The sequence below is a fragment of the Streptomyces sp. 1-11 genome, from assembly GCF_007176755.1.
GTDB lineage: Bacteria > Actinomycetota > Actinomycetes > Streptomycetales > Streptomycetaceae > Streptomyces.
The window spans coordinates 1-20,871 of record NZ_BJTV01000021.1 but is presented as its reverse complement, the minus strand read 5'-3'; the positions used below and the strand labels follow the sequence as shown (position 1 = coordinate 20,871).

Here is a 20,871-nt window from a genome sequence, read left to right as displayed (position 1 = left end):
TTCAACCGAGTTGGCCCGTGCCGCCGTGGGGGCGGCGGCACGGGCCTCATCGCGTCAGCAGCTCGACTTGCCGGCGTAGATGGCCAGCGCCGTGTTCGAGCCGAGGGTGGCCGAGAACTGGCCGCTGGAGTTCACCGTCACGGTGGTGTTGTTCTGCACGTTGCAGTACGTGCCCGCGGGCAGCGAGGTCTGGTAGGTGCGGGTCAGCGAGGAGGACTCGTGGTTGATGGCCACGTAGCCCTTGCTGCCCCGGCCGAACGCGATCGCGTTGTTGCCGTTGTCCCACCAGTTGGCGACGGCCTGGCCCCGGGTGGCGTTGCGGAAGCCGACCATGCCGATGATCTCGGGCCACTTGTGCTGGCACTTCCAGCCGTCCTGCCAGCAGGCGTTCATCTGGCCGCCGTTGGGCGGGCCGGCGTCCGCGTCGGACCACTCGTAGCCGGAGTTGATGTCCGGCGCGCCGTAGGGCCAGGCCAGCATGAAGACGTTGGCCAGGGTGTAGTTGGCGCCGCTCTTGTAGTTGAGGGTGGAGCCGTTGCGCTCGGTGTCGTGGTTGTCGACGAAGACGCCCGCCTTCGAACTGCTCAGGTAGCCCCAGCCCTCGCCGTAGTTGCTGAGGTAGGCCAGCTTCTCGTTGTTGAAGACCCGCTTGAGGTCGTAGGCGTAGCGGAACTCCTGGACGTCCCCGTTGCCGGTGTACTCGGTGGGCTGGACTGCCTCGCCCGCGCCGTAGATGACCTCCTGCTTCCAGTACGCGCCCGGGTTGGTCAGCCGCGACTTGATGTTGGCGAGGTCGGCGCTGTCGATGTGCTTGGCCGCGTCGATGCGGAAGCCGTCGACGCCGAGGGAGAGCAGGTCGTTCAGGTAGCCGGCGATGGTCTTGCGGACGTACTCCTCGCCGGTGTCGAGGTCGGCCAGGCCGACCAGTTCGCAGTGCTGGACGTTCCAGCGGTCCTGGTAGTTGCTGACCTGGGAGGTGCAGTCGTCGAAGTCGTAGGACGAGTACAGGCCCGGGTAGTTGTACTTCGTGTACGACGAGCCGCCGGTGCCGGTGCCGCTGCCCGCGGACATGTGGTTGATCACCGTGTCGACGACGACCTTCACGCCCGCCGAGTGGCAGGTGTTCACCATGTTCTGGAAGGCCGTGCGGTCGCCGAGGCGGCCGGCGATCTTGTAGCTGACCGGCTGGTAGGACGTCCACCACTGCGAGCCCTGTATGTGCTCGGCGGGCGGGGAGACCTGGACGTAGCCGTAGCCGGCCGGGCCGAGGGTGCTGGTGCACTCGCGGGCCACCGAGGCGTAGTTCCACTCGAAGAGCACGGCGGTGACGTCCTTCGTGCCGGGCGGGGAGGCCTGCACGTTCGTCGGGGCCATGACAAAGGCGGCTGCCGTGAGGGCGACCGCCCCGGCGAGGATTCTGCGTGCCATGTGGGGTTCCTTCTTCATCGAAGGGTGTGGGGTACCGCTGAAGGCGCTTGCTGCAAGGTTTCAGCAAACTTGCGGTGACGCAGATGTTAAAGGCCCGCTGCCTGAAAGGCAGCGGGCCGGTGTGAAGTTGATGCAAGAAATTTCAGAGGGGGCGTCAGTCCGCCGCGGTCCACCAGACGGTGGCGTCCGCCGGCACCTTCGCCTCGCCGTCCGCCTCGGTCACCTCCGCGCTGGCGAGCAGGACCCGGCCGTACGCGGGCACGGTGACCGACTCGCCGGTGGTGTTGGCGACGCACACGAACTCGCCGCGACGGAAGGCCACCACGCCCTCCGGCGCCCGCAGCCACTCCACCGACTCGCCCGCGCCCAGACCGGGGTGGGAGCGGCGCAGGCTCAGCGCGGAGCGGTACAGCTCCAGCGTCGACCCGGCCACGCCGGTCTGCGCCTCGACGCTCAGCTCGGCCCAGCTCGCCGGCTGCGGCAGCCAGCTCCCGCCGTCGCCGAAGCCGTAACTGGAGCCCTCGCGGGTCCACGGGATCGGCACCCGGCAGCCGTCGCGGAAGCCGTCCTGGCCGGCGCCCCGGAAGTACGCCGGGTCCTGGCGCACCTCGTCGGGCAGGTCCACCACGTCCGGCAGACCCAGTTCCTCGCCCTGGTAGACGTAGGCCGAGCCGGGCAGGGCGAGCATCAGCAGGGAGGCCGCGCGGGCCCGGCGCAGGCCCAGCTCGCGGTCGCCGGCGGTGCGGATCTGGGTGCCGAGGCCGGGCGGATTGGCGAAGCGGGTGGCGTGCCGGGTGACGTCGTGGTTGGACAGGACCCAGGTGGCGGGGGCGCCGACCGGGCGCATCGCCTCCAGGGTGCGGTCGATCACCGCGCGCAGCTCCGCCGCGTCCCACTCGGTGCCCAGGTACTGGAAGTTGAAGGCCTGGTGCAGCTCGTCCGGGCGGACGTAGTTGGCGGTGCGCTCGACGGTCGGGGTCCACGCCTCGGCGACGAAAATGCGCTCGCCGGCATATTCGTCGAGCACGGTGCGCCACTGCCGGTAGACCTCGTGCACGCCGTCCTGGTCGAAGAACGGCATGACATCGTTGCCCAGCAGCTTGAGCTGGTCGTGGGAGCCGAGGTCGGGCAGGCCCTCGGCCTTCACCAGACCGTGGGCGACGTCGATGCGGAAGCCGTCCACGCCCATGTCCAGCCAGAAGCGCAGGATGGAGCGGAACTCGTCGCCGACGGCCGGGTGCTCCCAGTTGAAGTCGGGCTGCTCGGGGGCGAACAGGTGGAGGTACCACTCGCCGGGGGTGCCGTCCGGCTCGGTCACCCGGGTCCACGCCGGGCCGCCGAAGATGGACTCCCAGTCGTTGGGCGGCAGCTCGCCGTCCTTCCCCTTGCCGGGGCGGAAGTGGTAGCGCTCGCGCAGCGGGGAGCCGGGGCCCTCGGCGAGGGCGCGCTTGAACCACTCGTGCTGGTCGGAGGAGTGGTTGGGGACCAGGTCGACGATGACCCGCAGGCCCAGCCGGTGGGCGTCGCGGATCAGGGCGTCGGCGTCGAGCAGGTTGCCGAACATGGGGTCGACGGCGCGGTAGTCCGCGACGTCGTAGCCGGCGTCCGCCTGCGGGGAGGCGTAGAAGGGGCTGAGCCACACGGCGTCGACGCCGAGGTCGCGCAGGTACGGGAGGCGGGAGCGCACGCCTTCCAGGTCGCCCATGCCGTCGCCGTTGCTGTCGGCGAAGCTGCGCGGGTAGACCTGGTAGATGACCGCGTCCCGCCACCAGTCACGGCTGGCGGCGACGGTGGCGACGGCGGAGTCGGTGGCCGGGGCTGCAGAATTCTGCTGGCTCATGGCGTCCTTGATGCGGTGGGGGTCCCCTGCCAGGGCGGGGCCGGGCGCGGGGGAAGGGTCGGTGAGGGGCGTGCGTACGGCGGCGGGACCGGTGCTCTGCGAGGCGGCCGCGGTGCCGGCGGGGTCGGATGGACACCGCGGCCGCCTACCCGCGCGCACTGCGGCGCGCGGGAGCTTTTCTCCGGCGGGCGTCAGCCCTTGGTGCCGCCGGCGGTGAGGCCCGTGACGAGGTTCTTCTGCACGAGGTAGAAGAACGCGGACACGGGTATCGCGACCAGCACGGCGGTGGCCGCCATCAGGTTGCGCTGGGCGTCGTGCTCGCTGACGAAGCTCTGCAGGCCGACGGCGAAGGTGTACTTGCTGTCGTCGAGCATGAACGTCGAGGCGAAGGCGACCTCGCCGAACGCGGTGATGAAGTTGTAGAAGGCGGCGACCGCCAGGCCCGGCTTGGCGAGCGGCAGGATCAGCCGGAAGAAGGTGCCGAACGGGGTGAGGCCGTCGACCCGTCCCGCCTCGTCGATCTCGAACGGGATCGTGTCGAAGTAGCCCTTGAGCAGCCAGGCGCTGTAGGGCACCGCGGTCGAGCAGTAGACCAGGATCAGGCCGAGGTAGCTGTCGATGAGCTGCAGGTCCGACAGGATCTGGTACATCGGCACGATGAGCACGGCGATCGGGAACATCTGGGTGACCAGCAGCACCCACATGAGCTTCCTGTAGCCGGGGAAGCGCATCCGGGAGACGGCGTAGCCGGTGGTCGCGGCCACCATGACGCCGATGACGGTGGTGCCCAGCGAGACGATCAGCGAGCTCTTCATCCAGTCGAAGAAGCCGGTGTGCTGCAGGACGAACGAGTAGTTGCTGAACGTCATCTTGTGCCAGATGCCGCCCGGGTGCAGGTAGTCGTCCTTGTCCGGGCCCAGCGACAGGAAGACCAGCCAGGCGATCGGGAAGAGCGCGATCAGGCTCGCGACGATGAGGATGCCGTGGGAGGCGAGGGAGGCGAGGAGGCCGCGCCTGCCCCGGCGGGGCGCCGGGCCGCGGTTCAGGGCCTCGAGGACCTGGGGGGTCACCGGCTTCTGCGCGGTGGCCTCGGGAGGTGTCGTGGTGCTCATGGGGACTCCTGCCTCAGATCGCGAGCTGCTGCTCGTTGCGGTTCAGCCAGCGGCGGTAGAACGAGGTGAAGACGATCAGGATGGCCAGCAGCAGGATGCCGTAGGCGGCCGACTGCGCGAAGTCACGCGGCTGCTGTCCGAAGCCCAGGTAGTAGGCCCAGGTGACGAGGATCTGCGCGTCGGGGGCGGTGTTGCCGAACAGCAGGAAGATCACCGCGAACTGGTTGAACGTCCAGATGATGCCGAGCAGGACCACGGTGGAGCTGACGGACCTCAGCCCCGGCAGGGTGACGTAGCGGAAGCGCTGCCAGGCGTTCGCGCCGTCCATCTCGGCCGCCTCGTAGAGCGAGGAGTCGATGGACTGCAGGCCGCCGAGCAGGGAGACCATCATGAAGGGCACACCGCACCACGTGTTCACCATGACGGCGGCGAACCGCTGCCAGAAGGTGTCCTCGAGCCACAGCGGGGCCGGCAGGTGCAGCGCGTCGAGCGCCGTGTTGATGACGCCTCCGTCGGCGAGCATGAAGCGCCAGCCGAAGACGGTGACGAAGGTGGGCACGGCCCACGGCAGGACCAGCATCAGCCGGTAGAAGGTGCGGCCGCGCAGCTTCTGGTTGAGCAGCAGGGCGAGGCCGAGGCCGATGCAGTAGTGGAGCGCGACGCACAGGGCGGTCCAGACGATCGTCCAGACGAAGTGCGACCAGAAGCGGTCGTACGACGTCGGGCCGAACAGGATGTCCTTGTAGTTGTCGAGCCCGATGAACTTGTAGGTGGCGTCGATGTGGTTGACGCCGATGGTGCGGGCGGTGTTCAGGCTGTTGGCGTCGGTGAGCGTCAGGTACAGGCCGTACACCAGGGGGTAGAGCACCAGTACGCCGAGCACGACGACCACCGGGGCGATCATCGCGTAGGCGTACCAGTGACGCTGGTAGCCGTTCTTGAAGCGCCGGCCCAGCCCGGGCCGAGGCGCGCGTTCACCGCGGCGCTTGCCGGTCGCGCGGTCGATGGCGACTGTCATGGTTCGACACCTTCTGGAAGATCAAGGGGTGGGCCGGGCACAGGGCGGTGGCCGCCGGATCCTTCCCCCCCTTCAAGGAGAGGATCCGGCGGCCACACGGGCTCACTTGCTGAAGTCGGGCACCAGCTTGGCGATGGCCAGCTCGGCGTTGCTCAGGCCCTTGTCCAGCGGCTCCTTGCCACCCGCGATCTTGGGCAGCTCGGTGTCCAGCGGACCCCACAGGGAGCTGTACTCGGGCAGCGCCGGGCGCGGCTGGGCGGCGGAGAGGACGCCCTGGTAGCCGGCGATGCCGGGGTCGGCCTTGACCGCGTCGGTGTAGGCGTCGCCGCGGGTCGGCAGGGTGGAGTTCTTCAGGGCGATGGTCTCCTGCGACTTCGCCGAGGTCATGAACTTCACGAACTTCAGCGCCGCGGCCTGGTGGGCCTTGTCGGAGCCGGCGTAGACCGAGAGGTTGTGACCGCCGGTCGGGGCGCCCGCCTTGCCGGCCGAGCCGGCCGGGACGGTGGCGATGCCGAGGTTGTTCTTGTCCTTGAAGGCGCTGCCCTTGTAGAAGTTCGTGATCTCCCAGGGACCCTGGATGATCGCGGCGACCTTGCCGTTGACGAACGCGTCCTGGATGTGGGCGTAGGCGTCGGCGGTGGTGTCGGCCTTGTGCAGGCCCTTGCCGGAGAACAGGCTCAGCCAGGTGCCGTAGGCCTTCTTGGCGGCCGCCGAGTTCACGGTGACCTTCTTGGCGGCGGCGTCGACGGTGTCGGTGCCCTCGCCGTACAGGAAGGACTGGGCGTAGTAGGCCTGGGTGGAGCCCCAGTAGCCGGGCACGCCGGCCTTGGCCTGGACCTTGGCGGCGTCGGACTTCAGCTCGTCCCAGGTCTTGGGGGCCTCGGTGATGCCGGCCTTCTTGAACAGGGCCTTGTTGTAGACCAGGGCGAGGGTGTCGGTGACCAGCGGCGCGCCGTAGGTCTTGCCCTCGTACTGGGCCTGCTTGATCAGGTTCGGCTCGAACTTCGCCTGGTCGGCGAGGGCGTCGGTGCCGTCCAGCGCCAGGAAGTAGCCCTTCTTGGCGAAGGCCGGGGTCCAGCCGACCTCGGAGCGCAGCACGTCCGGGGCGCCCTTGGAGCCGGCGGCGGTGTCGAACTTGTTCTGCGCCTGGTCGAAGGGCACGTTGACGTACTTGACCTTGACGTCCTTGTTGGCAGCCTCGAACTGCTGCACCAAGGCCTTGTACGTCGGCGCCTCGTTGGTGGCGTTGGAGGTGTCCCACCAGGTGATGGTGACCGGGCCGTCCGACTTGCTGTCGCTGTCGCCACCGCCGCACGCCGTCGCCGCCAGGGCGAAGGACGCCACCAGCGCGGAGGCCGCTATGCCACGCCGCATGAGTTCTCCTTGAGGGTTAAAGCCCGTGTGATGCAGGGGCGGTCCCGTCCGCCGGCCCTGCTGTCTTGCCGACTGCGCCGTTGCCGCGGCCGGGCGACCAGGAACGTAACAGCGATGTAAGCCGTGCGAAAGACCTTGCAGCAAAAAAGTGCAAGAGAACACGGGGGTTACCTCGCCGTGACCTGCGGTAGACCCCGTCGAAACCCAGAGATGTCGCGGGTACACGGGTTGACGGACACTTGTGCAAGACTCTGCAAGGCCTTGCCATCCGCCTTCGCCGCCGGGATCATCCCCTTGCGAGCGGACACCGGCTCGACAAGGACCTCACAAGGGACCGCGAAGGACGAGGAGCGCGATGACGCAGCATTCCACGGCAGGCCGTTCAGCCGCCCGCGCACGGCGTCCCGTCGGTGGGCAAGGGGGAGTCCGGCCGGTACAGTCCGGTGCCGTGACCACACGGCTTGCGGACATCGCTGCGCAGGCGGGGGTGAGCGAAGCGACCGTCAGCCGCGTTCTCAACGGCAAGCCCGGCGTCGCGGCCACCACCCGCCAGTCCGTGCTGGCCGCGCTGGACGTGCTCGGCTACGAGCGTCCGGTGCGGCTGCGGCAGCGCAGCGAAGGGCTCGTGGGGCTGATCACCCCCGAGCTGGAGAACCCGATATTCCCGGCCCTGGCCCAGGTCATCGGCCAGGCGCTGACCCGGCAGGGCTACACCCCGGTGCTCGCCACCCAGACCCCGGGCGGGTCGACGGAGGACGAGCTGACCGAGATGCTGGTGGACCGCGGGGTGGCGGGGATCATCTACGTCTCGGGGCTGCACGCGGACACCACCGCCGACATGCAGCGCTACGAGCGGCTGCGGGCGCAGGCCGTGCCGTTCGTACTGGTGGACGGGTTCTCGCCGAAGGTGCAGGCGCCGTTCATCTCGCCGGACGACCGGGCCGCGATGTCGCTGGCGGTGACGCACCTGGCGTCGCTGGGCCACACCCGGATCGGGCTGGCGCTCGGCCCGAAGCGGTTCGTGCCGGTGCAGCGCAAGATCGAGGGCTTCGTGCGGGCGGTGCAGGAGCAGCTAGGGCTCGCCGCGCAGACGGTGGAGACCGAGCTGATCCAGCACTCGCTGTACACCCTGGAGGGCGGTCAGGCGGCCGCGACCGCGCTGATCGGGCGGGACTGCACGGCGGTGGTCTGCGCGAGCGACATGATGGCGCTCGGCGCGATACGGGCCGCCCGGCAGCTCGGTCTGGAGGTGCCGAGGGACGTCTCGGTGGTCGGCTTCGACGATTCCCCGCTGATCGCGTTCACCGACCCGCCGCTGACCACGGTCCGCAAGCCGGTCCCGGCGATGGGGCAGGCGGCGGTGCGCACGCTGCTGGAGGACATCGGCGGGACGCCCGCGCCGCACAGCGAGTTCGTTTTCATGCCCGAGCTGGTGGTGCGCGGCTCGACCGCCTCCGCGCCGGGGGACCGCGTCCGCGGCTGAGCCGGCACGGGCACGCGCGGCGGCCGGGTCCGGGCCGCCGCCGGGGTCCCGGACGCGCCGCAGGAGGTGCGGCCCGGAACCGGGCTTGGGATGATCTGTCGGAGAAGTCTTTTCTGGCAGACTCTGTGACCATGAGTGACTCGACCGTGACAGATTCGGAAGGTCGCGAGGAGGTGGCCGCTCCGCGGGCCGTCACGGGCGAGGGCAGGCAGGGCCCGTGGGACCGCGTGCGCGGTCCGCGCCGGCCGCGGCTGTGGTTCGAGATCCTGCTGATCGCGGTGAGTTACTGGACGTACTCCCTGATCCGCAACGCGGTGCCGGAGCAGCGGGCCAAGGCGCTGCGCAACGCCGACTGGGTCTGGCGGACCGAGCACCGGGCGGGCATCGCCGTCGAGCAGTACGTCAACCACGCCGCCGACTCGGTGACTTGGCTGATCGTCGGGATGAACTACTACTACGCCACGCTGCACTTCGTGATCACCATCGGGGTGCTGGTGTGGCTCTACCGGTGGCATCCGGGACGCTACTCGGCCGCCCGGCTGGCGCTGTTCGCGACCACGGGCGTGGCCCTGGCCGGCTACTACCTGTTCCCGCTGGCCCCGCCGCGGCTGATGAACGGCGGGCGTTTCACCGACACGGTGATGGTGCACCACACCTGGGGTTCGATGGCCTCGGGCGACCTGAAGCACATGTCGAACCAGTACGCGGCGATGCCGTCGATGCACATCGGCTGGTCGCTGTGGTGCGGTCTGACGGTCTTCGCGCTGGCGTCGGTGCCCTGGGCGCGGGTGCTGGGGCTGGTGTACCCGGTGGCGACCCTGCTGGTGATCGTCGCCACCGCCAACCACTTCTGGCTGGACGCGGTGGGCGGCACCGCCTGCCTGGCCGTCGGCGTCACGGCGGCCAGGCTCTGGTACGGCAGCCTGCCGCACGAGCTGCCGAGGCGGGTGCCGGCGCGGGCCGCGGCCCGGGCTCAGGCGCCGTCCGCGTAGAACTGCTGCTCCACCACCGCGCGCGCCCTGCGGGTGGTGCGGCGGTACGCGTCCAGCATGTCGCCGACGTGCCCGGAGCCGTAGCCGAGGTAGCGGCCGACGGCGGCCAGCTCGCGCGGCTCGGTGGGGAAGGTGTCGCCGGCCCGGCCGCGCACCAGCATGACCGCGTTGCGCACCCGGGTGGCCAGCACCCACGCCTCGTCCAGCACGTCGGTGTCCTCGGCGGAGAGCAGCCCGGCCGCGCGGGCGGCGGCCAGGGCCGCGCGGGTGCGGGTGGTGCGCAGGCCGGGTTCGCGCGCGCCGTGCCGCAGCTGGAGCAGTTGCACGGTCCACTCGACGTCGGAGAGGCCGCCCGGGCCCAGCTTGGTGTGCAGTTTGGGGTCGGCACCGCGCGGCAGCCGCTCGGACTCCATACGGGCCTTGAGCCGGCGGATCTCGCGGACCGCGTCCTCGCCGAGCCCCGCGTGCGGGTAGCGCAGCGGGTCGATCAGCTCGGTGAAGCGGCGGCCGAGGCCGGCGTCCCCGGCGACCGGCTCGGCCCGCAGCAGGGCCTGCGACTCCCAGACCAGGGACCAGCGGCGGTAGTAGGCCTCGTACGACTTCAGGGTGCGCACCATCGGCCCCGACTTGCCCTCGGGGCGCAGGCCGGCGTCGATGAGCAGCGGCGGGTCGGCGCTGGGGAGCTGCAGCAGCCGGCGCATCTCGGCGACGACCTTGTTGGCGGCCGCCGCGGCCTCGTGCTCGGCGACGCCGTCCTGCGGTTCGTGCACGAACAGCACGTCGGCGTCGGAGCCGTAGCCCAGTTCGTTGCCGCCGAAGCGGCCCATGGCGATGATCGCGAAACGGGTCGGCAGGGTGTCGCCCCAGCCCTCGCGGACCACCGCGCGCAGGGTGCCGGCGAGGGTGGCGGCGGTGAGGTCGGAGACGGCGGCGCCGACCCGGTCGACCAGGGCGCCCTGGTCGGCCTCGGCGGCGCTGGCCTCGGTGCCGTAGGAGCCGATGATGTCCGCGGCGGCGGTGCGGAACAGCTCGCGGCGGCGGACGCCGCGGGCGGCGGTGACGCCCTGGGCGGCGTTCTCCGCGCGGCGCACGGCGGCGAGCACCTCCTGCTCCAGCTGGCCGCGCTCGCGCGGCTCCAGGCCGCCGGCGTCGCCGTCGCCGAGCAGCGCCACCGCCTCGGGGGCGCGCATCAGCAGGTCGGGGGCGAGGCGGCCCGCGGACAGCACCCGGGCCAGGTTCTCGGCGGCCGCGCCCTCGTCCCGCAGCAGCCGCAGGTACCAGGGGGTCTTGCCGAGGGCGTCGGAGACCTTGCGGAAGTTGAGCAGGCCCGCGTCCGGGTCGGCGGAGTCGGCGAACCAGCCGAGCAGGACGGGCAGCAGGGTGCGCTGGATGGCGGCCTTGCGGGTCACTCCGGAGGCGAGGGCCTCCAGGTGGCGCAGGGCGGCGGCCGGGTCGGCGTAGCCGAGGGCGACCAGGCGCTCGCGGGCCGCCTCCGCCCTGAGCCGGGTCTCGCCGGGCGCGAGCTGGGCGACCGCGTCGAGCAGCGGGCGGTAGAAGAGCTTCTCGTGCAGCCGCCGTACGACGCCGGCGTGCCGTCGCCACTCGCGCTGCAGGCCGGTCACCGGGTCGGTGCGCAGGCCCAGGGAGCGGCCGAGGCGGCGCAGGTCGGTCTCCGCCTCGGGGACGAGGTGGGTGCGGCGCAGCCGGTAGAGCTGGATGCGGTGCTCCATGGAGCGCAGGAAGCGGTAGGCCTCGTCGAGGCGGGCGGCGTCCTCGCGGCCCACGTAGCCGCCGGCCGCGAGGGCCCGCAGCGCGTCCAGGGTGGTGCCGCTGCGCAGGGTGGCGTCGGTGCGGCCGTGCACCAGTTGCAGGAGCTGTACGGCGAACTCGACGTCGCGCAGCCCGCCCGGGCCGAGCTTGAGCTGGCGGTCGACCTCGGCGGCGGGGATGTTCTCGATGACGCGGCGGCGCATCCGCTGCACGTCGGCGACGAAGTTCTCCCGCTCGGCGGCCTGCCAGACCAGCGGCCCGAGGGCGTCGGCGTAGGCCTGCCCCAGCTCGGCGTCGCCGGCGACCGGGCGGGCCTTGAGCAGGGCCTGGAACTCCCAGGTCTTGGCCCAGCGCTGGTAGTAGGCCAGGTGGCTGCTGAGGGTGCGCACCAGGGGGCCGTTGCGGCCTTCGGGGCGGAGGTTGGCGTCTACGGGCCAGATGGAGCCCTCGACGGTGGTCTCCGAGCAGATCCGCATCATGTGCGAGGCGAGTTGGGTGGCGGACCTGAGCGCCTTGTCCTCGTCCGCGCCGTCGGCCGCCTCGGCCACGAAGATCACGTCCACGTCGGAGACGTAGTTCAGCTCATGGCCGCCGCACTTGCCCATCGCGATCACCGCCAGGCGGCAGAGGGCGGCGTCCTCGGGGGCGGCCTGACGGGCCAGCGCCAGGGCGGCGCGCAGGGTGGCGGTGGCGAGGTCGGCCAGCTCCGCGGCGGTCTCGGCGACGTCGATGGTGCCGCAGACGTCCCGGGCGGCGATGGAGAGCAGGCAGCGGCGGTAGGCGACGCGCAGGGAGACGGGGTCGGTGGCCTCCGCGAGGCCCCGTTCGAACTCCTCCACTCCGCGGTGCAGGTCACGGGGCTCGTAGGTGACCAGGGCCTGCCAGTCGCCGGCGTGCCGGGCGAGGTGGTCGCCGAGGGCGGCGGAGGCGCCGAGCACGCCGAGCAGCCGGTCGCGCAGCGGTTTCGCGGCGGTCAGGGTGTCCAGCAGCTCACGGCGCGCGGTCGGGTCGGGCTGCGCCTCCAGGAGCCGGACCAGTCCGTGCAGGGCGAGGTCGGGGTCGGCGGTGGCCCCGAGGGCCTCCAGCAGCACCGGGTCGTCCCGCACCGGCGCCAGCTCGACGCTGTCCAGGAGGCGCTCGGCGTCGGACGGATCGGTGAAGCCGTGCCGCAGCAGCCGCGTGAAGGTACTGCTCCTGCGCCCCGGCGTCATGCCCGGCCTCCCCTGCCATCCGTCCACCTCGTCCTGCGCCGAGCCTAACCGCAGTGGGCCCGGCCCCGCCCGGCACCTGCGGCGCGGTCACCGGGCGGGACCATGGCGGGCCCCGGAGCCGGGAGCCTGCCCGGCGCGGGTCCGGCCGGGGTGGGTCAGCGGACCGCCCGCCCGGACGGGCTGGGGGCGTGGTGGTCCGTCTGGTGGGGCACCGAGGTGTCCAGCAGGCGCCGCATGGTGTCCGCCGCCCTGGCCGCCGCGTCCGCGCAGCAGTTGTTGAACAGCAGGTGCACCTCGTCGGTGCGGGCCGCGAGCGCGCGGACGCGGGGCAGCCAGCCGGCCAGTTCGCGTTCCGTGTAGTCGTGGCGGAAGCGGTCCTCCTTGCTGCCGGTGCCCCAGTGCGGGCTGCGGCCATGGAAGCGGACGACCGCCAGGCGCGCGGTGGTCACCGGGGCGGCCGGGGGCATGGAGGCGGGCAGGCCCTGCACCGTGTCGACGGCGACGGCGGTGGCGTCCAGGCCGGCGAGCAGCGCGGCCGTGGCGCGTTCCCGCTCCGGCCGCCACCAGTCCGGGTGCCGGAACTCCACCGCGAAGGGCCAGTCGCGGGCCCGTTCGCGGCAGCCGCTGACGAAGGCCTCGGCACGCGGGCCCGGGGCGAGCGAGGGCGGGTACTGGAAGAGCAGGGTGCCCAGGCGGCCGGACTCGCGCAGCGGCTCGACCGCCTCGGCGTAGCGGGCCCACACCTCGTCCAGCAGTCCCTCGTCGCGGGCGCGGCCCCGCAGGTCGGCGGGGAGCGCCGCCGGCCGGGTGGGGTGGCCGGTGAGGAGCGAGTGCGCCTTGACGTCGAAGCGGAACCCGGCCGGGGTGCGCTCCGCCCACCGCCGGGTGGTGGCGGGGGCCGGGAGCGCGTAGTACGGCGAGTCGGCCTCGACCACGGGGAAGCGGCCGGCGTAGTGGCGCAGCCGGCCCTCGGCGTCCCGGTGGCCGGGCGGGTACCAGCCGCTCGTCACCAGTGCCCGGTCGGTCCAGCCGCAAGTGCCCACGAGAATCCGCGTCATGGGCGCGTGGGTACCCGGGCCGGCGGGACCGGCACCCAGCAGTTCACCCGCTCTTCATCCGCGGGGTTCGGGCCCGTGGACCACGGGCATATTGGCGTGTGCATGCTCTGTCCGCACCGCCAGCCCCGTACCCCCTCCCGGAGGTTGATGTGTCCGGCAGTCCCGTGTCCCGCCGTGCCCGTACGCTCATGGCCTCGGTCACCGCTCTCGCCGCGGCCGCGGTCGGTCTGTGGACCGGGCTCGGCGGTGAGTCCGCGCACGCCGCGGGCGCCGTGCCGAGCCCGGACCACGTGGTCGTCGTGGTCTTCGAGAACCACGCCTACAGCCAGGTCATCGGCTCCTCCAGCGCCCCGTACATCAACTCGCTCAAGTCCGGCGGCGCCAACCTCAGCCAGGCGTACGCCGAGACCCACCCGAGCCAGCCCAACTACTTCGCGCTGTTCTCCGGTTCGACGCAGGGCGTCACGGACGACAGCTGCTACACGCCGGGGTTCTCCTCGGCGCCGAACCTGGCCTCCGAGATGATCGCGGCCGGCCGCAGCTGGGCCAGCTACAACGAGACGCTGCCCAGCCAGGGTTCGACCACCTGCAGCAGCGGCAAGTACGCGCGCAAGCACAACCCGTGGTTCGGCTTCTCCAACGTGCCGACGTCGAGCGCGAAGACCCTCGCCCAGTTCCCGTCGGACTACTCGACGCTCCCCCAGCTCTCCTTCGTGATCCCGAACCTGTGCAGCGACATGCACGACTGCTCGGTGTCCACCGGTGACACCTGGCTGCAGAACAACCTGGGCGCCTACGCGACGTGGGCCAAGACCCACAACAGCCTGCTCGTCGTCACCTTCGACGAGGACAACCGGCTCAGCGGCAACCGCATCCCGACGGTCCTGTACGGCCAGCCGGTCACGCCGGGCTCGTCGTCCGCCACCACCTACAACCACTACGACCTGCTGCGCACCCTGGAGGACTCCCAGGGTCTGAGCACGCACGCGGGCAACGCCGCCTCCGCCAAGGACATCACCGGCGTCTGGGCGTCCTGACGTGTACGTAGCGGACAGCCGCGCCGCCACGCCGGCGTCCGCGGAGGGCGCCGCCCGGCCGTCGGCCGGGCGGCGCCGTCCCGCGCTCGCCCCGACGGTGCTCGCCCTCGGCACGGTCAGCCTGGTCACCGACGTGTCGTCCGAGATGGTCACGGCGGTGCTGCCGCTGTACCTGGTGGCCGGGCTCGGCCTGTCCCCGCTCGGTTTCGGCGTGCTCGACGGCGTCTACAACGGCTTCTCGGCCCTGGTGCGCCTGGTCGGCGGACACCTCGCCGACCGGGGCGGCGGCCGGCACAAGTGGGTGGCGGGGCTGGGCTACGGCGTCTCCGCGCTGTGCAAGCCCCTGCTGCTGATGGCGCACTCGCTCACGCCGATCGGGCTGGTCCTGGCCGCCGACCGGACCGGCAAGGGGCTGCGCACGGCTCCCCGGGACGCGCTGATCTCGCTGTCCAGCACGCCGGAGACGCGCGGCCGGGCGTTCGGGGTGCACCGCGCGATGGACACCGCGGGCGCCCTGCTCGGCCCGCTGGCCGCCTTCCTGATCCTGCGGGCCACGGTGGACGGCTACGACGCGGTGTTCACCGTCAGCTTCTGCGTGGCGGTGGCCGGTGTGCTGGTGCTGGTGCTGTTCGTGCCGGGCGGCGGGGCCGCGCGGCCGGCCACGTCCCGTGCGGGAGTCCCGTCCGGGGCAGAGGCGCCTGCGCCCGCCCCCGCCGCTGTCTCTGCGCCTGCCTCTGGCGCTGTCTCCGCCTCCGCCTCCGCCGAACGGCCCACGGTGCGTGCGGCGCTGGGCCTGCTGCGCCGCCGCGGTCTGCGCCGCGTCGCCGTCTGCGCGCTGCTGCTGGGCCTGGCCACGGTCAGCGACTCCTTCGTCTACCTGCTGCTGCAGCGCCGGCTCGGGGTGCCCGACCGCTGGTTCGCGCTGCTGCCGCTCGGCACGGCCGCCGCGTTCCTGCTGCTGGCGATGCCGCTGGGCCGGCTCGCGGACCGGGCGGGGCGCTGGCCGGTGTTCCTGGCCGGCCACGCCGCCCTGCTCGCCGGCTACGTCCTGCTGCTCACCTCCTGGCACGGCACCGCCCTGCCGTTCCTCGTACTGGCCCTGCACGGCGCCTTCTACGCGGCCACCGACGGGGTGCTGATGGCGGCGGCCTCGGACGGCGTGCCGGAGGCGCTGCGCTCCTCGGGCCTGGCCGTGGTGCAGACCGGGCAGGCGCTGGCCCGGTTCGCCTGCTCGCTGCTGTTCGGCGCGGCCTGGACGGTGTGGGGCGACCGCGCGGCGCTGGCCGGGGCGACGGTCGCGCTGGCCGGGTGCGCGGCGTTCTCCCTGACCCTGCGCCCCGGGCGCCCGCCCCGCGCCCCCCGCACACCGGAAGGCACCGCCACCGCATGACCGCACGCACCCGCATCCTCGTCCTGGTCACCGCCGTCGCGGTGCTGGCGGCGGTCGCCCTGGCGTCCGTGCTGCACGCGTCGGCGCGCGCCGACCGTCGTGACCGCGCCCAGGCCGGCGGGCCCAGGGTCACTCCGGGCCCGGTGACGCTGACCGGGCCCGGCCGCATGATCTTCCGCAACATGGCGTGGGGCCCGCACCGTGACGAGCTGACCACGGTCCCGGCCGCCGACCCGTCCGGACCGCGCACCGCCTCCGGCGTCAAGTGCCTGCGCTTCTACGCCGCCGCCGGCACCGGCGTGTGCCTGCAGGCGGTGCACGGCCCCGTCTCGGACACCTACCGCGCCCTCGTCCTGGACGCCCGCCTGAAGGAACGGGCGCGCTACGACGTCCCCGGCATCCCCTCCCGCGCCCGGGTCTCCCCCACCGGGCACTTCGCCGCCTGGACGGCGTTCGTGGGCGGCGACTCCTACGCGGGCACCGACTTCTCCACCCGGGCGGCGATCGTCGACACCCGTACGGGCAGGCTGATCCCGACCCTGGAGTCCTTCCGGATCGTCAGGGACGGGCGCCCCTACCGGGCGACCGACGTCAACTTCTGGGGCGTGACCTTCGCCCGGGACGACCGCACGTTCTACGCGACGCTGGCGACCGGGGGCAGCACCTACCTGGTGCGCGGTGATCTGCGCACCCGCACGGTGACCACCGTGCACCGGAACGTCGAGTGCCCGTCCCTCTCCCCCGACGGCACCCGCGTCGCCTACAAGAAACGGGTCAAAGGCCTGCCCGCGGACGCCCCTTGGCGCCTGTACGTGCTGGACCTGCGCACGATGCGCGAGACGCCGCTGGCGGAGACCCGGAGCGTGGACGACCAGGCGGTGTGGCGCGACGACCGCACGGTGGTGTATGCGCTGGCCGGGGACTACGGGGCCGACCTGTACTCGGTCCCGGCGGACGGGACCGGCGCCGCCCGGCGCCTGCTGACGGCGGGCGTCTCCCCCGCGTATCCCCGTTGAACGACTTTTTAACGGAGTATTCGACTCTTCATCACAAATGAAGTCGTCAATGTTGTATCCGGACCGGACTCACTCGAATGCCGCGCATCCGGAGGACTCCGGCCGCGTTAGCGGAATATGACCAAAGCAAGGCGCTTGAGGGTGCTCGAAGCGGCCCAGGGGGACCTCGGCCGGCGCCGGAACGACCAGGGACGCTTCGGCTGCCACGCGGCCGGCTGACGGGGGCGAATCTTTTCCGTGAACAACGAATACGCGGATTACTATCCGACGGCTCCCCTGGAGGAGGGCTGGGACCCGGTCGAGGAACTCACCTATCTGCTGCAGGACGCCGCGAGCGCCCAGGCGGCACAGCAGGCGGCCGCCGTGCCGCCACCGCGCGGCGAGCCGCCGTACGGGGCCGAGCCGCTGTACGGCACGGGGGCGCTGTACGGCACCGGACCGCTGTACGGCACCGGGCCGTTGTACGGCACCGGGCCGCTGTACGCAGCCGAACCGGCTTACGCGGACGGGCCGTTGTACGGGACGGAGCCGCCGTACCGGGCCGAGCCGGGGTACGCGACCGAGGAGTCCTACGGCGCCGAGTCCGCGTACCGGGCCGAATCCCCGCACCCGACCGAATCCCCGCGCCGGGCCGAACCGCCGTACGGCGCCGAGAAGTCCTACGGTCCGGAACCGGCGTACGGAGCCGAGGAGCACGCGCCCGGCGACCCGCTGGAGAACCTGGCGCGGCTCACCAGCGAGCTGCCGCCCATCCGGCGCCATCCCGTCGCGCACCGCAAGGTGCGGACGCGGAAGTGGCGCATCACCTGGCTGGAGACGGTCAGTTGCCTGATCGCCGCGCTCGCCGCCGTCATCGTGGCGATGGTGAGCGTCTTCGGCGGCCTGGCGGCCTACGCCCCGCTCCAGCACATCGCGGCCAGGACCCAGAGCGGTCCGCTGCACTGGTGGCCGCTGCTCGTCTACGGCCCCTGGATGGTGGCCTCGCTCTCCATCCTGCGGACCGCGCTGCACCGGCGGCGCGCCCTGCACTCCTGGTGCGTGGTGCTGCTGTTCTCCTCCGTCGCGATGGTCCTCTGCGTGGCCGAGTCCGAGAGGTCCTTCACCGGGGTGGCCGCCGCCGTCCTGCCGGCCCTCGCCGCGCTGACCTGCTTCCAGCAACTGGTCCGGCAGGTCACCCTGACCCGGCCCCCGCGCCGGCGCATCTCCCGCCACCGGCAGCGCGCCGCCCAGGGAGCCGGAGCCCGGGCCAGGTGACCCACGGGACGGGCCGCCGGTCACCGGCGGCCCGTCCCGTGGGTCACCCGGACGGCGGCGCCACCGTGGGCGCCGGATTGCGATCACCAGATCCGCATGAACCACTTCATCACATGATCAGTCACGCAATGCGCACGCTCTGCGCCGCCGCCCTCCTGGCCGCTCCCCTCGTCCTGACCGCGACGCCCGCCCAGGCCGTGACGTCGTGCACGGTCAACGGCCGCGCCGTGTCCGGCACCACCGTCAACGGCACCACCGGCTCCGACTACATAAGCTGCGGCGCCCTCGCCCCGGGCGACACCGTCAACGGCCTGGGCGGCAGCGACTACATCGTGATCAACGGCCTCGTCGCGGGCACGGTCGACGGCGGCGCCGGCGGGGACTCCGTCACGGCCGGCGCCGGCACCACGGCGAGCGGCAGGATCCTCGGCGGCGACGGCGGCGACTCGCTCTTCGTCGGCCCGAACGCCGGCACCGTCGACGGCGGTCCCGGCGCGGACTTCTGCCGGGTCGCCTCCGGCAACCCGCCCGTCAACTGCTGACCCCGTACGACAGTCACCGGCCCTGCGGTCACTCCTCCGGTTCCCAGGCGCGGAGCAGGTCGAGGAGCCCCGCGTCCCCGTCGATCGCCACGGAGTCCGCCGGGATGCGGTCGTAGAGGAAGAGGACCAGCTCACCGGCCGTGCCCCGGACGGAGACACCGGCCGCGCCCGGACCCCCACCGGCGCCGTCGGCGGGCAGCCGGGCTGCCCGGGCGCCGTCGCCGTCTACGGTGAGGCGCCAGGAGCGGCCCTCGGCGGCGTGGAAGTCGAAGGCGGTGGGCTCGTGCGGCCAGGCGCCGGTGGTCGCGCAGCAGGTGGACAGGAACTCGTCGACACCGTCGAGCGCCACCTCCCGCGGCAGCGGCCGCGGGGCGTCCCGGGCGAGCTGGGCGTCGTAGGCGTGCACCGCGCTCTCCTGGACCCGGTGCCGGGCGACGCCGCCGGAGGTCCGCGGCGACTGCGACCGGTCCCACCACGTCCAGCAGCCGCGCCCGGGGCCCGCCTCGCGCAGCGCGCCCAGCAGCAGCTCCGTCGACTCGGCCAGCCAGGCCGTCAGCGCCTCGGCCCCACGCGGCGCGGCCACGGCGGCCCGCGCGACGACGGCCTCGGCCGGCGGAACGTCGGCGGGGCCCGCGCCGACGACCCCGGCCCAGAAGCGGTCTCCCCCGCCCAGGTGCTCGGCCAGGTCGAACAGCGTCCACCCGGGACAGCCCGGCACCCGCGCGTCCAGACCGGGCGCGGCGGCGACGGCCTCCCGAAAGGCCCCCGACCGCTCGTCGATCAGCCGCAGCAGACCGGAGAACTCCAGATCGTCTTCCACAGCGGCTGTCTATCACCGCACTCCGCCCCCCGGACACCGGTTTTCCCCACCCCGGCCCCCCGGGGCACCGATCACACGGAGCCCGGCCCGCCCGGCCGACGGCGCACCCGTTCATGCCGTCGGGATCCCCCTCAGGAGCCCGGGCGGTCCGTCTGCTTTCGCCTGATCGCCATGGCCAGCCACTGGCCACCCGTAAGGGTCATCCCCATGACCACCGCGAAGGACACGGAGTCCCCCCAGGAGTGGCCGAGCAACAGGTGCCAGGCCACGGCACCCGACCCCCAGATGAGCACCGTGCCGGCCAGCGCCACCGACAACCGCACCCAGCGGGGACGCTCCCGCAGCCAACCGCCCACGCCCCCTGAACCCCGCCCCTCCGTCATACCCGTGCGGCTACCCCCGAAGGGGCCGTACGTGTTCGGCTGCGAGGGAGGGCGGTCTCGGGGTTGAAGTTGCCGTTGCGGCAGCTTCTACCGTCCTGGACAGGGCCGGAGAGACCGGCCCGGCGGCGCGTGTGCGAGGGAGACGATGATGGACTGGCCGATCGCGGAGGTCGCGCGGATGTCCGGCGTGACCGCCCGAACCCTGCGGCACTACGACGAGATCGGCCTACTCCCGCCTGCCCGGATCGGGACCAACGGCCACCGCTACTACGAGGAGTTCCAGATGCTGCGGCTGCAGCAGATCCTCGTCCTGCGGGCCCTGGGCCTGGGGCTGCCCGAGATCGGCCGGGTGCTGGCCGAGCAGGTCGACGAGGTGGAAGCGCTGCGCGGCCACCACCGGCGGCTGCTCGCCGAACGCGACCGCCTCGACGCCCTGGCCGGCACCGTCTCGCGCACGATCGCCGAACTGGAACAGTCCAGGAAGGACGGCAGACCCGTGACCATCAACCGACCGGAGAACCTGTTCGAGGGCGTGACGCCCGCCCAGTACCCGGAGACCCTGCGCGACTTCCCCGAGCACGCCCAGGCGGTGGCCCGCCGGGTCGCCGGGATGAGCCCGCAGGACATCGAGGCCGGACAGCGCGAGCGCACGGCGCAGATGGTCCGGCTGGCCGAGCTCATGGCCGCCGGGCACCCTGCCGACGCCGAGCCGGTGCAGTCCGAGATCGACGCCCAGTACCGCACCCTGACCGCGCTGCGCGCCGTGACCGTCGACGAGTACCGGGCCATGGGCCGCTCCTGCGTGGACAACGACGCCTGGCGCGCCGCGTACGAAGCGATCGCGCCGGGTCTGGCCGCGTACCAGCGCGATGCCATCGAGGTCTACGCCACCACCCGGCTGAGCTGAACCCCAGCGCGACCGCCGTCGCGGGCCAGGCCCGCGACGGCGGTCGCGTTCGCGCTGTGTCACGGTGACCGGCGATGTTCCGAGGGGGGCCGACGGTCAGCGACCGTCGGCCCCGCTGGCGGTCCGCCCGGGGGCGTCGTCGAGCCGGGCCAGAATGCGCGAGACGGTCACCTCTGCCGTGACCGGATCGGTCAGCGAGCCGTGCGCCACGACGGCGTGGGCGCTGGGACTGTGGT

The 20,871-nt window shown here is 72.5% G+C and carries 17 protein-coding genes; 8 read left to right on the top strand and 9 right to left on the bottom strand.

Annotated elements, in window-relative coordinates:
- Positions 1 to 54 precede the first annotated feature (54 nt).
- The 5 genes from TNCT1_RS31835 to TNCT1_RS31815 form a co-directional block, all read right to left on the bottom strand.
- Positions 55 to 1,428 carry an alpha-amylase family protein gene (locus tag TNCT1_RS31835; RefSeq protein WP_174266520.1) on the bottom strand — a complete coding sequence of 458 codons (1,374 nt, stop codon included), beginning with the start codon at positions 1,426 to 1,428 and terminating at the stop codon, positions 55 to 57.
- A gap of 154 nt (positions 1,429 to 1,582) precedes the next feature.
- Positions 1,583 to 3,268 (bottom strand): glycoside hydrolase family 13 protein, encoded by a 1,686-nt coding sequence (locus TNCT1_RS31830; RefSeq protein WP_143639070.1) that lies wholly within the window; start codon positions 3,266 to 3,268, stop codon positions 1,583 to 1,585.
- 191 nt (positions 3,269 to 3,459) lie between these two features.
- The gene (locus tag TNCT1_RS31825) at positions 3,460 to 4,380 is read right to left on the bottom strand and encodes a sugar ABC transporter permease (protein WP_143639068.1); all 921 of its coding nucleotides are present in this window, start codon (positions 4,378 to 4,380) and stop codon (positions 3,460 to 3,462) included.
- A 13-nt stretch (positions 4,381 to 4,393) separates the two neighbouring features.
- Entirely contained in the window at positions 4,394 to 5,398 is a 1,005-nt protein-coding gene (locus tag TNCT1_RS31820) for a carbohydrate ABC transporter permease (protein ID WP_143639066.1), read from the bottom strand.
- Positions 5,399 to 5,500: 102 nt separating this feature from the next.
- Complete coding sequence (locus tag TNCT1_RS31815; protein ID WP_143639064.1) at positions 5,501 to 6,772, bottom strand: extracellular solute-binding protein; 1,272 nt, start codon at positions 6,770 to 6,772, stop codon at positions 5,501 to 5,503.
- A 448-nt stretch (positions 6,773 to 7,220) separates the two neighbouring features.
- Between TNCT1_RS31815 and TNCT1_RS31810 the strand changes: the two genes are divergently transcribed.
- Positions 7,221 to 8,255, top strand: coding sequence for a LacI family DNA-binding transcriptional regulator (locus TNCT1_RS31810; protein ID WP_143639062.1), 1,035 nt, complete (start codon positions 7,221 to 7,223; stop codon positions 8,253 to 8,255).
- A 131-nt stretch (positions 8,256 to 8,386) separates the two neighbouring features.
- A complete protein-coding gene (locus tag TNCT1_RS31805; RefSeq protein ID WP_174266519.1) occupies positions 8,387 to 9,247 on the top strand; it encodes a phosphatase PAP2 family protein in 861 nt (286 codons plus the stop codon).
- Here TNCT1_RS31805 and TNCT1_RS31800 read toward each other — a convergent pair.
- Together TNCT1_RS31800 and TNCT1_RS31795 are read right to left on the bottom strand one after the other, a co-directional pair.
- A complete protein-coding gene (locus TNCT1_RS31800) occupies positions 9,229 to 12,228 on the bottom strand; it encodes a bifunctional [glutamine synthetase] adenylyltransferase/[glutamine synthetase]-adenylyl-L-tyrosine phosphorylase (protein ID WP_143639060.1) in 3,000 nt (999 codons plus the stop codon). The genes TNCT1_RS31805 and TNCT1_RS31800 overlap by 19 nt on opposite strands.
- Positions 12,229 to 12,383: 155 nt before the next feature.
- On the bottom strand, positions 12,384 to 13,286 hold the full coding sequence (locus TNCT1_RS31795) for a DUF72 domain-containing protein (RefSeq protein WP_143639058.1): 903 nt from the start codon (positions 13,284 to 13,286) through the stop codon (positions 12,384 to 12,386).
- A gap of 188 nt (positions 13,287 to 13,474) precedes the next feature.
- On the opposite strand from TNCT1_RS31795, the gene TNCT1_RS31790 reads away from it, so the two are divergent.
- The 5 genes from TNCT1_RS31790 to TNCT1_RS31765 all read left to right on the top strand — a co-directional run bounded on the left by TNCT1_RS31790 (position 13,475) and on the right by TNCT1_RS31765 (position 18,525).
- Positions 13,475 to 14,323, top strand: a complete 849-nt coding sequence (locus TNCT1_RS31790; protein ID WP_174266518.1) for an alkaline phosphatase family protein — start codon at positions 13,475 to 13,477, stop codon at positions 14,321 to 14,323.
- 1 nt (position 14,324) lies between these two features.
- A complete protein-coding gene (locus tag TNCT1_RS31785) occupies positions 14,325 to 15,713 on the top strand; it encodes an MFS transporter (RefSeq protein ID WP_174266517.1) in 1,389 nt (462 codons plus the stop codon).
- Complete coding sequence (locus TNCT1_RS31780; RefSeq protein ID WP_143639053.1) at positions 15,710 to 16,729, top strand: TolB-like translocation protein; 1,020 nt, start codon at positions 15,710 to 15,712, stop codon at positions 16,727 to 16,729. Before TNCT1_RS31785 ends, TNCT1_RS31780 begins: the two co-directional genes overlap by 4 nt.
- Positions 16,730 to 16,966: 237 nt before the next feature.
- A complete protein-coding gene (locus tag TNCT1_RS36505; protein WP_235903011.1) occupies positions 16,967 to 17,983 on the top strand; it encodes a DUF2637 domain-containing protein in 1,017 nt (338 codons plus the stop codon).
- A gap of 113 nt (positions 17,984 to 18,096) precedes the next feature.
- Positions 18,097 to 18,525, top strand: a complete 429-nt coding sequence (locus TNCT1_RS31765) for a hypothetical protein (RefSeq protein ID WP_143639051.1) — start codon at positions 18,097 to 18,099, stop codon at positions 18,523 to 18,525.
- 28 nt (positions 18,526 to 18,553) lie between these two features.
- On the opposite strand, the gene TNCT1_RS31760 is transcribed toward TNCT1_RS31765, so the two are convergent.
- On the bottom strand, positions 18,554 to 19,345 hold the full coding sequence (locus TNCT1_RS31760) for a maleylpyruvate isomerase family mycothiol-dependent enzyme (RefSeq protein WP_143639049.1): 792 nt from the start codon (positions 19,343 to 19,345) through the stop codon (positions 18,554 to 18,556).
- Positions 19,346 to 19,476: 131 nt separating this feature from the next.
- Positions 19,477 to 19,701 carry a hypothetical protein gene (locus tag TNCT1_RS31755; RefSeq protein ID WP_143639047.1) on the bottom strand — a complete coding sequence of 75 codons (225 nt, stop codon included), beginning with the start codon at positions 19,699 to 19,701 and terminating at the stop codon, positions 19,477 to 19,479.
- 175 nt (positions 19,702 to 19,876) lie between these two features.
- Between TNCT1_RS31755 and TNCT1_RS31750 the strand changes: the two genes are divergently transcribed.
- Positions 19,877 to 20,635: a MerR family transcriptional regulator gene (locus tag TNCT1_RS31750; protein ID WP_143639044.1), complete on the top strand. Its 759-nt coding sequence runs from the start codon at positions 19,877 to 19,879 to the stop codon at positions 20,633 to 20,635.
- Positions 20,636 to 20,871: the final 236 nt, after the last annotated feature.

Coding starts and splice junctions, on each gene's coding strand:
- TNCT1_RS31805 (WP_174266519.1), top strand. CDS start 8,387: ATGAGTGACTCGACCGTGACAGATTCGGAAGGTCGCGAGGAGGTGGCC.
- TNCT1_RS31780 (WP_143639053.1), top strand. CDS start 15,710: ATGACCGCACGCACCCGCATCCTCGTCCTGGTCACCGCCGTCGCGGTG.
- TNCT1_RS31750 (WP_143639044.1), top strand. CDS start 19,877: ATGGACTGGCCGATCGCGGAGGTCGCGCGGATGTCCGGCGTGACCGCC.
- TNCT1_RS31765 (WP_143639051.1), top strand. CDS start 18,097: ATGATCAGTCACGCAATGCGCACGCTCTGCGCCGCCGCCCTCCTGGCC.
- TNCT1_RS31830 (WP_143639070.1), bottom strand. CDS start 3,268: ATGAGCCAGCAGAATTCTGCAGCCCCGGCCACCGACTCCGCCGTCGCC.
- TNCT1_RS31815 (WP_143639064.1), bottom strand. CDS start 6,772: ATGCGGCGTGGCATAGCGGCCTCCGCGCTGGTGGCGTCCTTCGCCCTG.
- TNCT1_RS31800 (WP_143639060.1), bottom strand. CDS start 12,228: ATGACGCCGGGGCGCAGGAGCAGTACCTTCACGCGGCTGCTGCGGCAC.
- TNCT1_RS31835 (WP_174266520.1), bottom strand. CDS start 1,428: ATGGCACGCAGAATCCTCGCCGGGGCGGTCGCCCTCACGGCAGCCGCC.
- TNCT1_RS31825 (WP_143639068.1), bottom strand. CDS start 4,380: ATGAGCACCACGACACCTCCCGAGGCCACCGCGCAGAAGCCGGTGACC.
- TNCT1_RS31790 (WP_174266518.1), top strand. CDS start 13,475: ATGGCCTCGGTCACCGCTCTCGCCGCGGCCGCGGTCGGTCTGTGGACC.
- TNCT1_RS31795 (WP_143639058.1), bottom strand. CDS start 13,286: ATGACGCGGATTCTCGTGGGCACTTGCGGCTGGACCGACCGGGCACTG.
- TNCT1_RS31820 (WP_143639066.1), bottom strand. CDS start 5,398: ATGACAGTCGCCATCGACCGCGCGACCGGCAAGCGCCGCGGTGAACGC.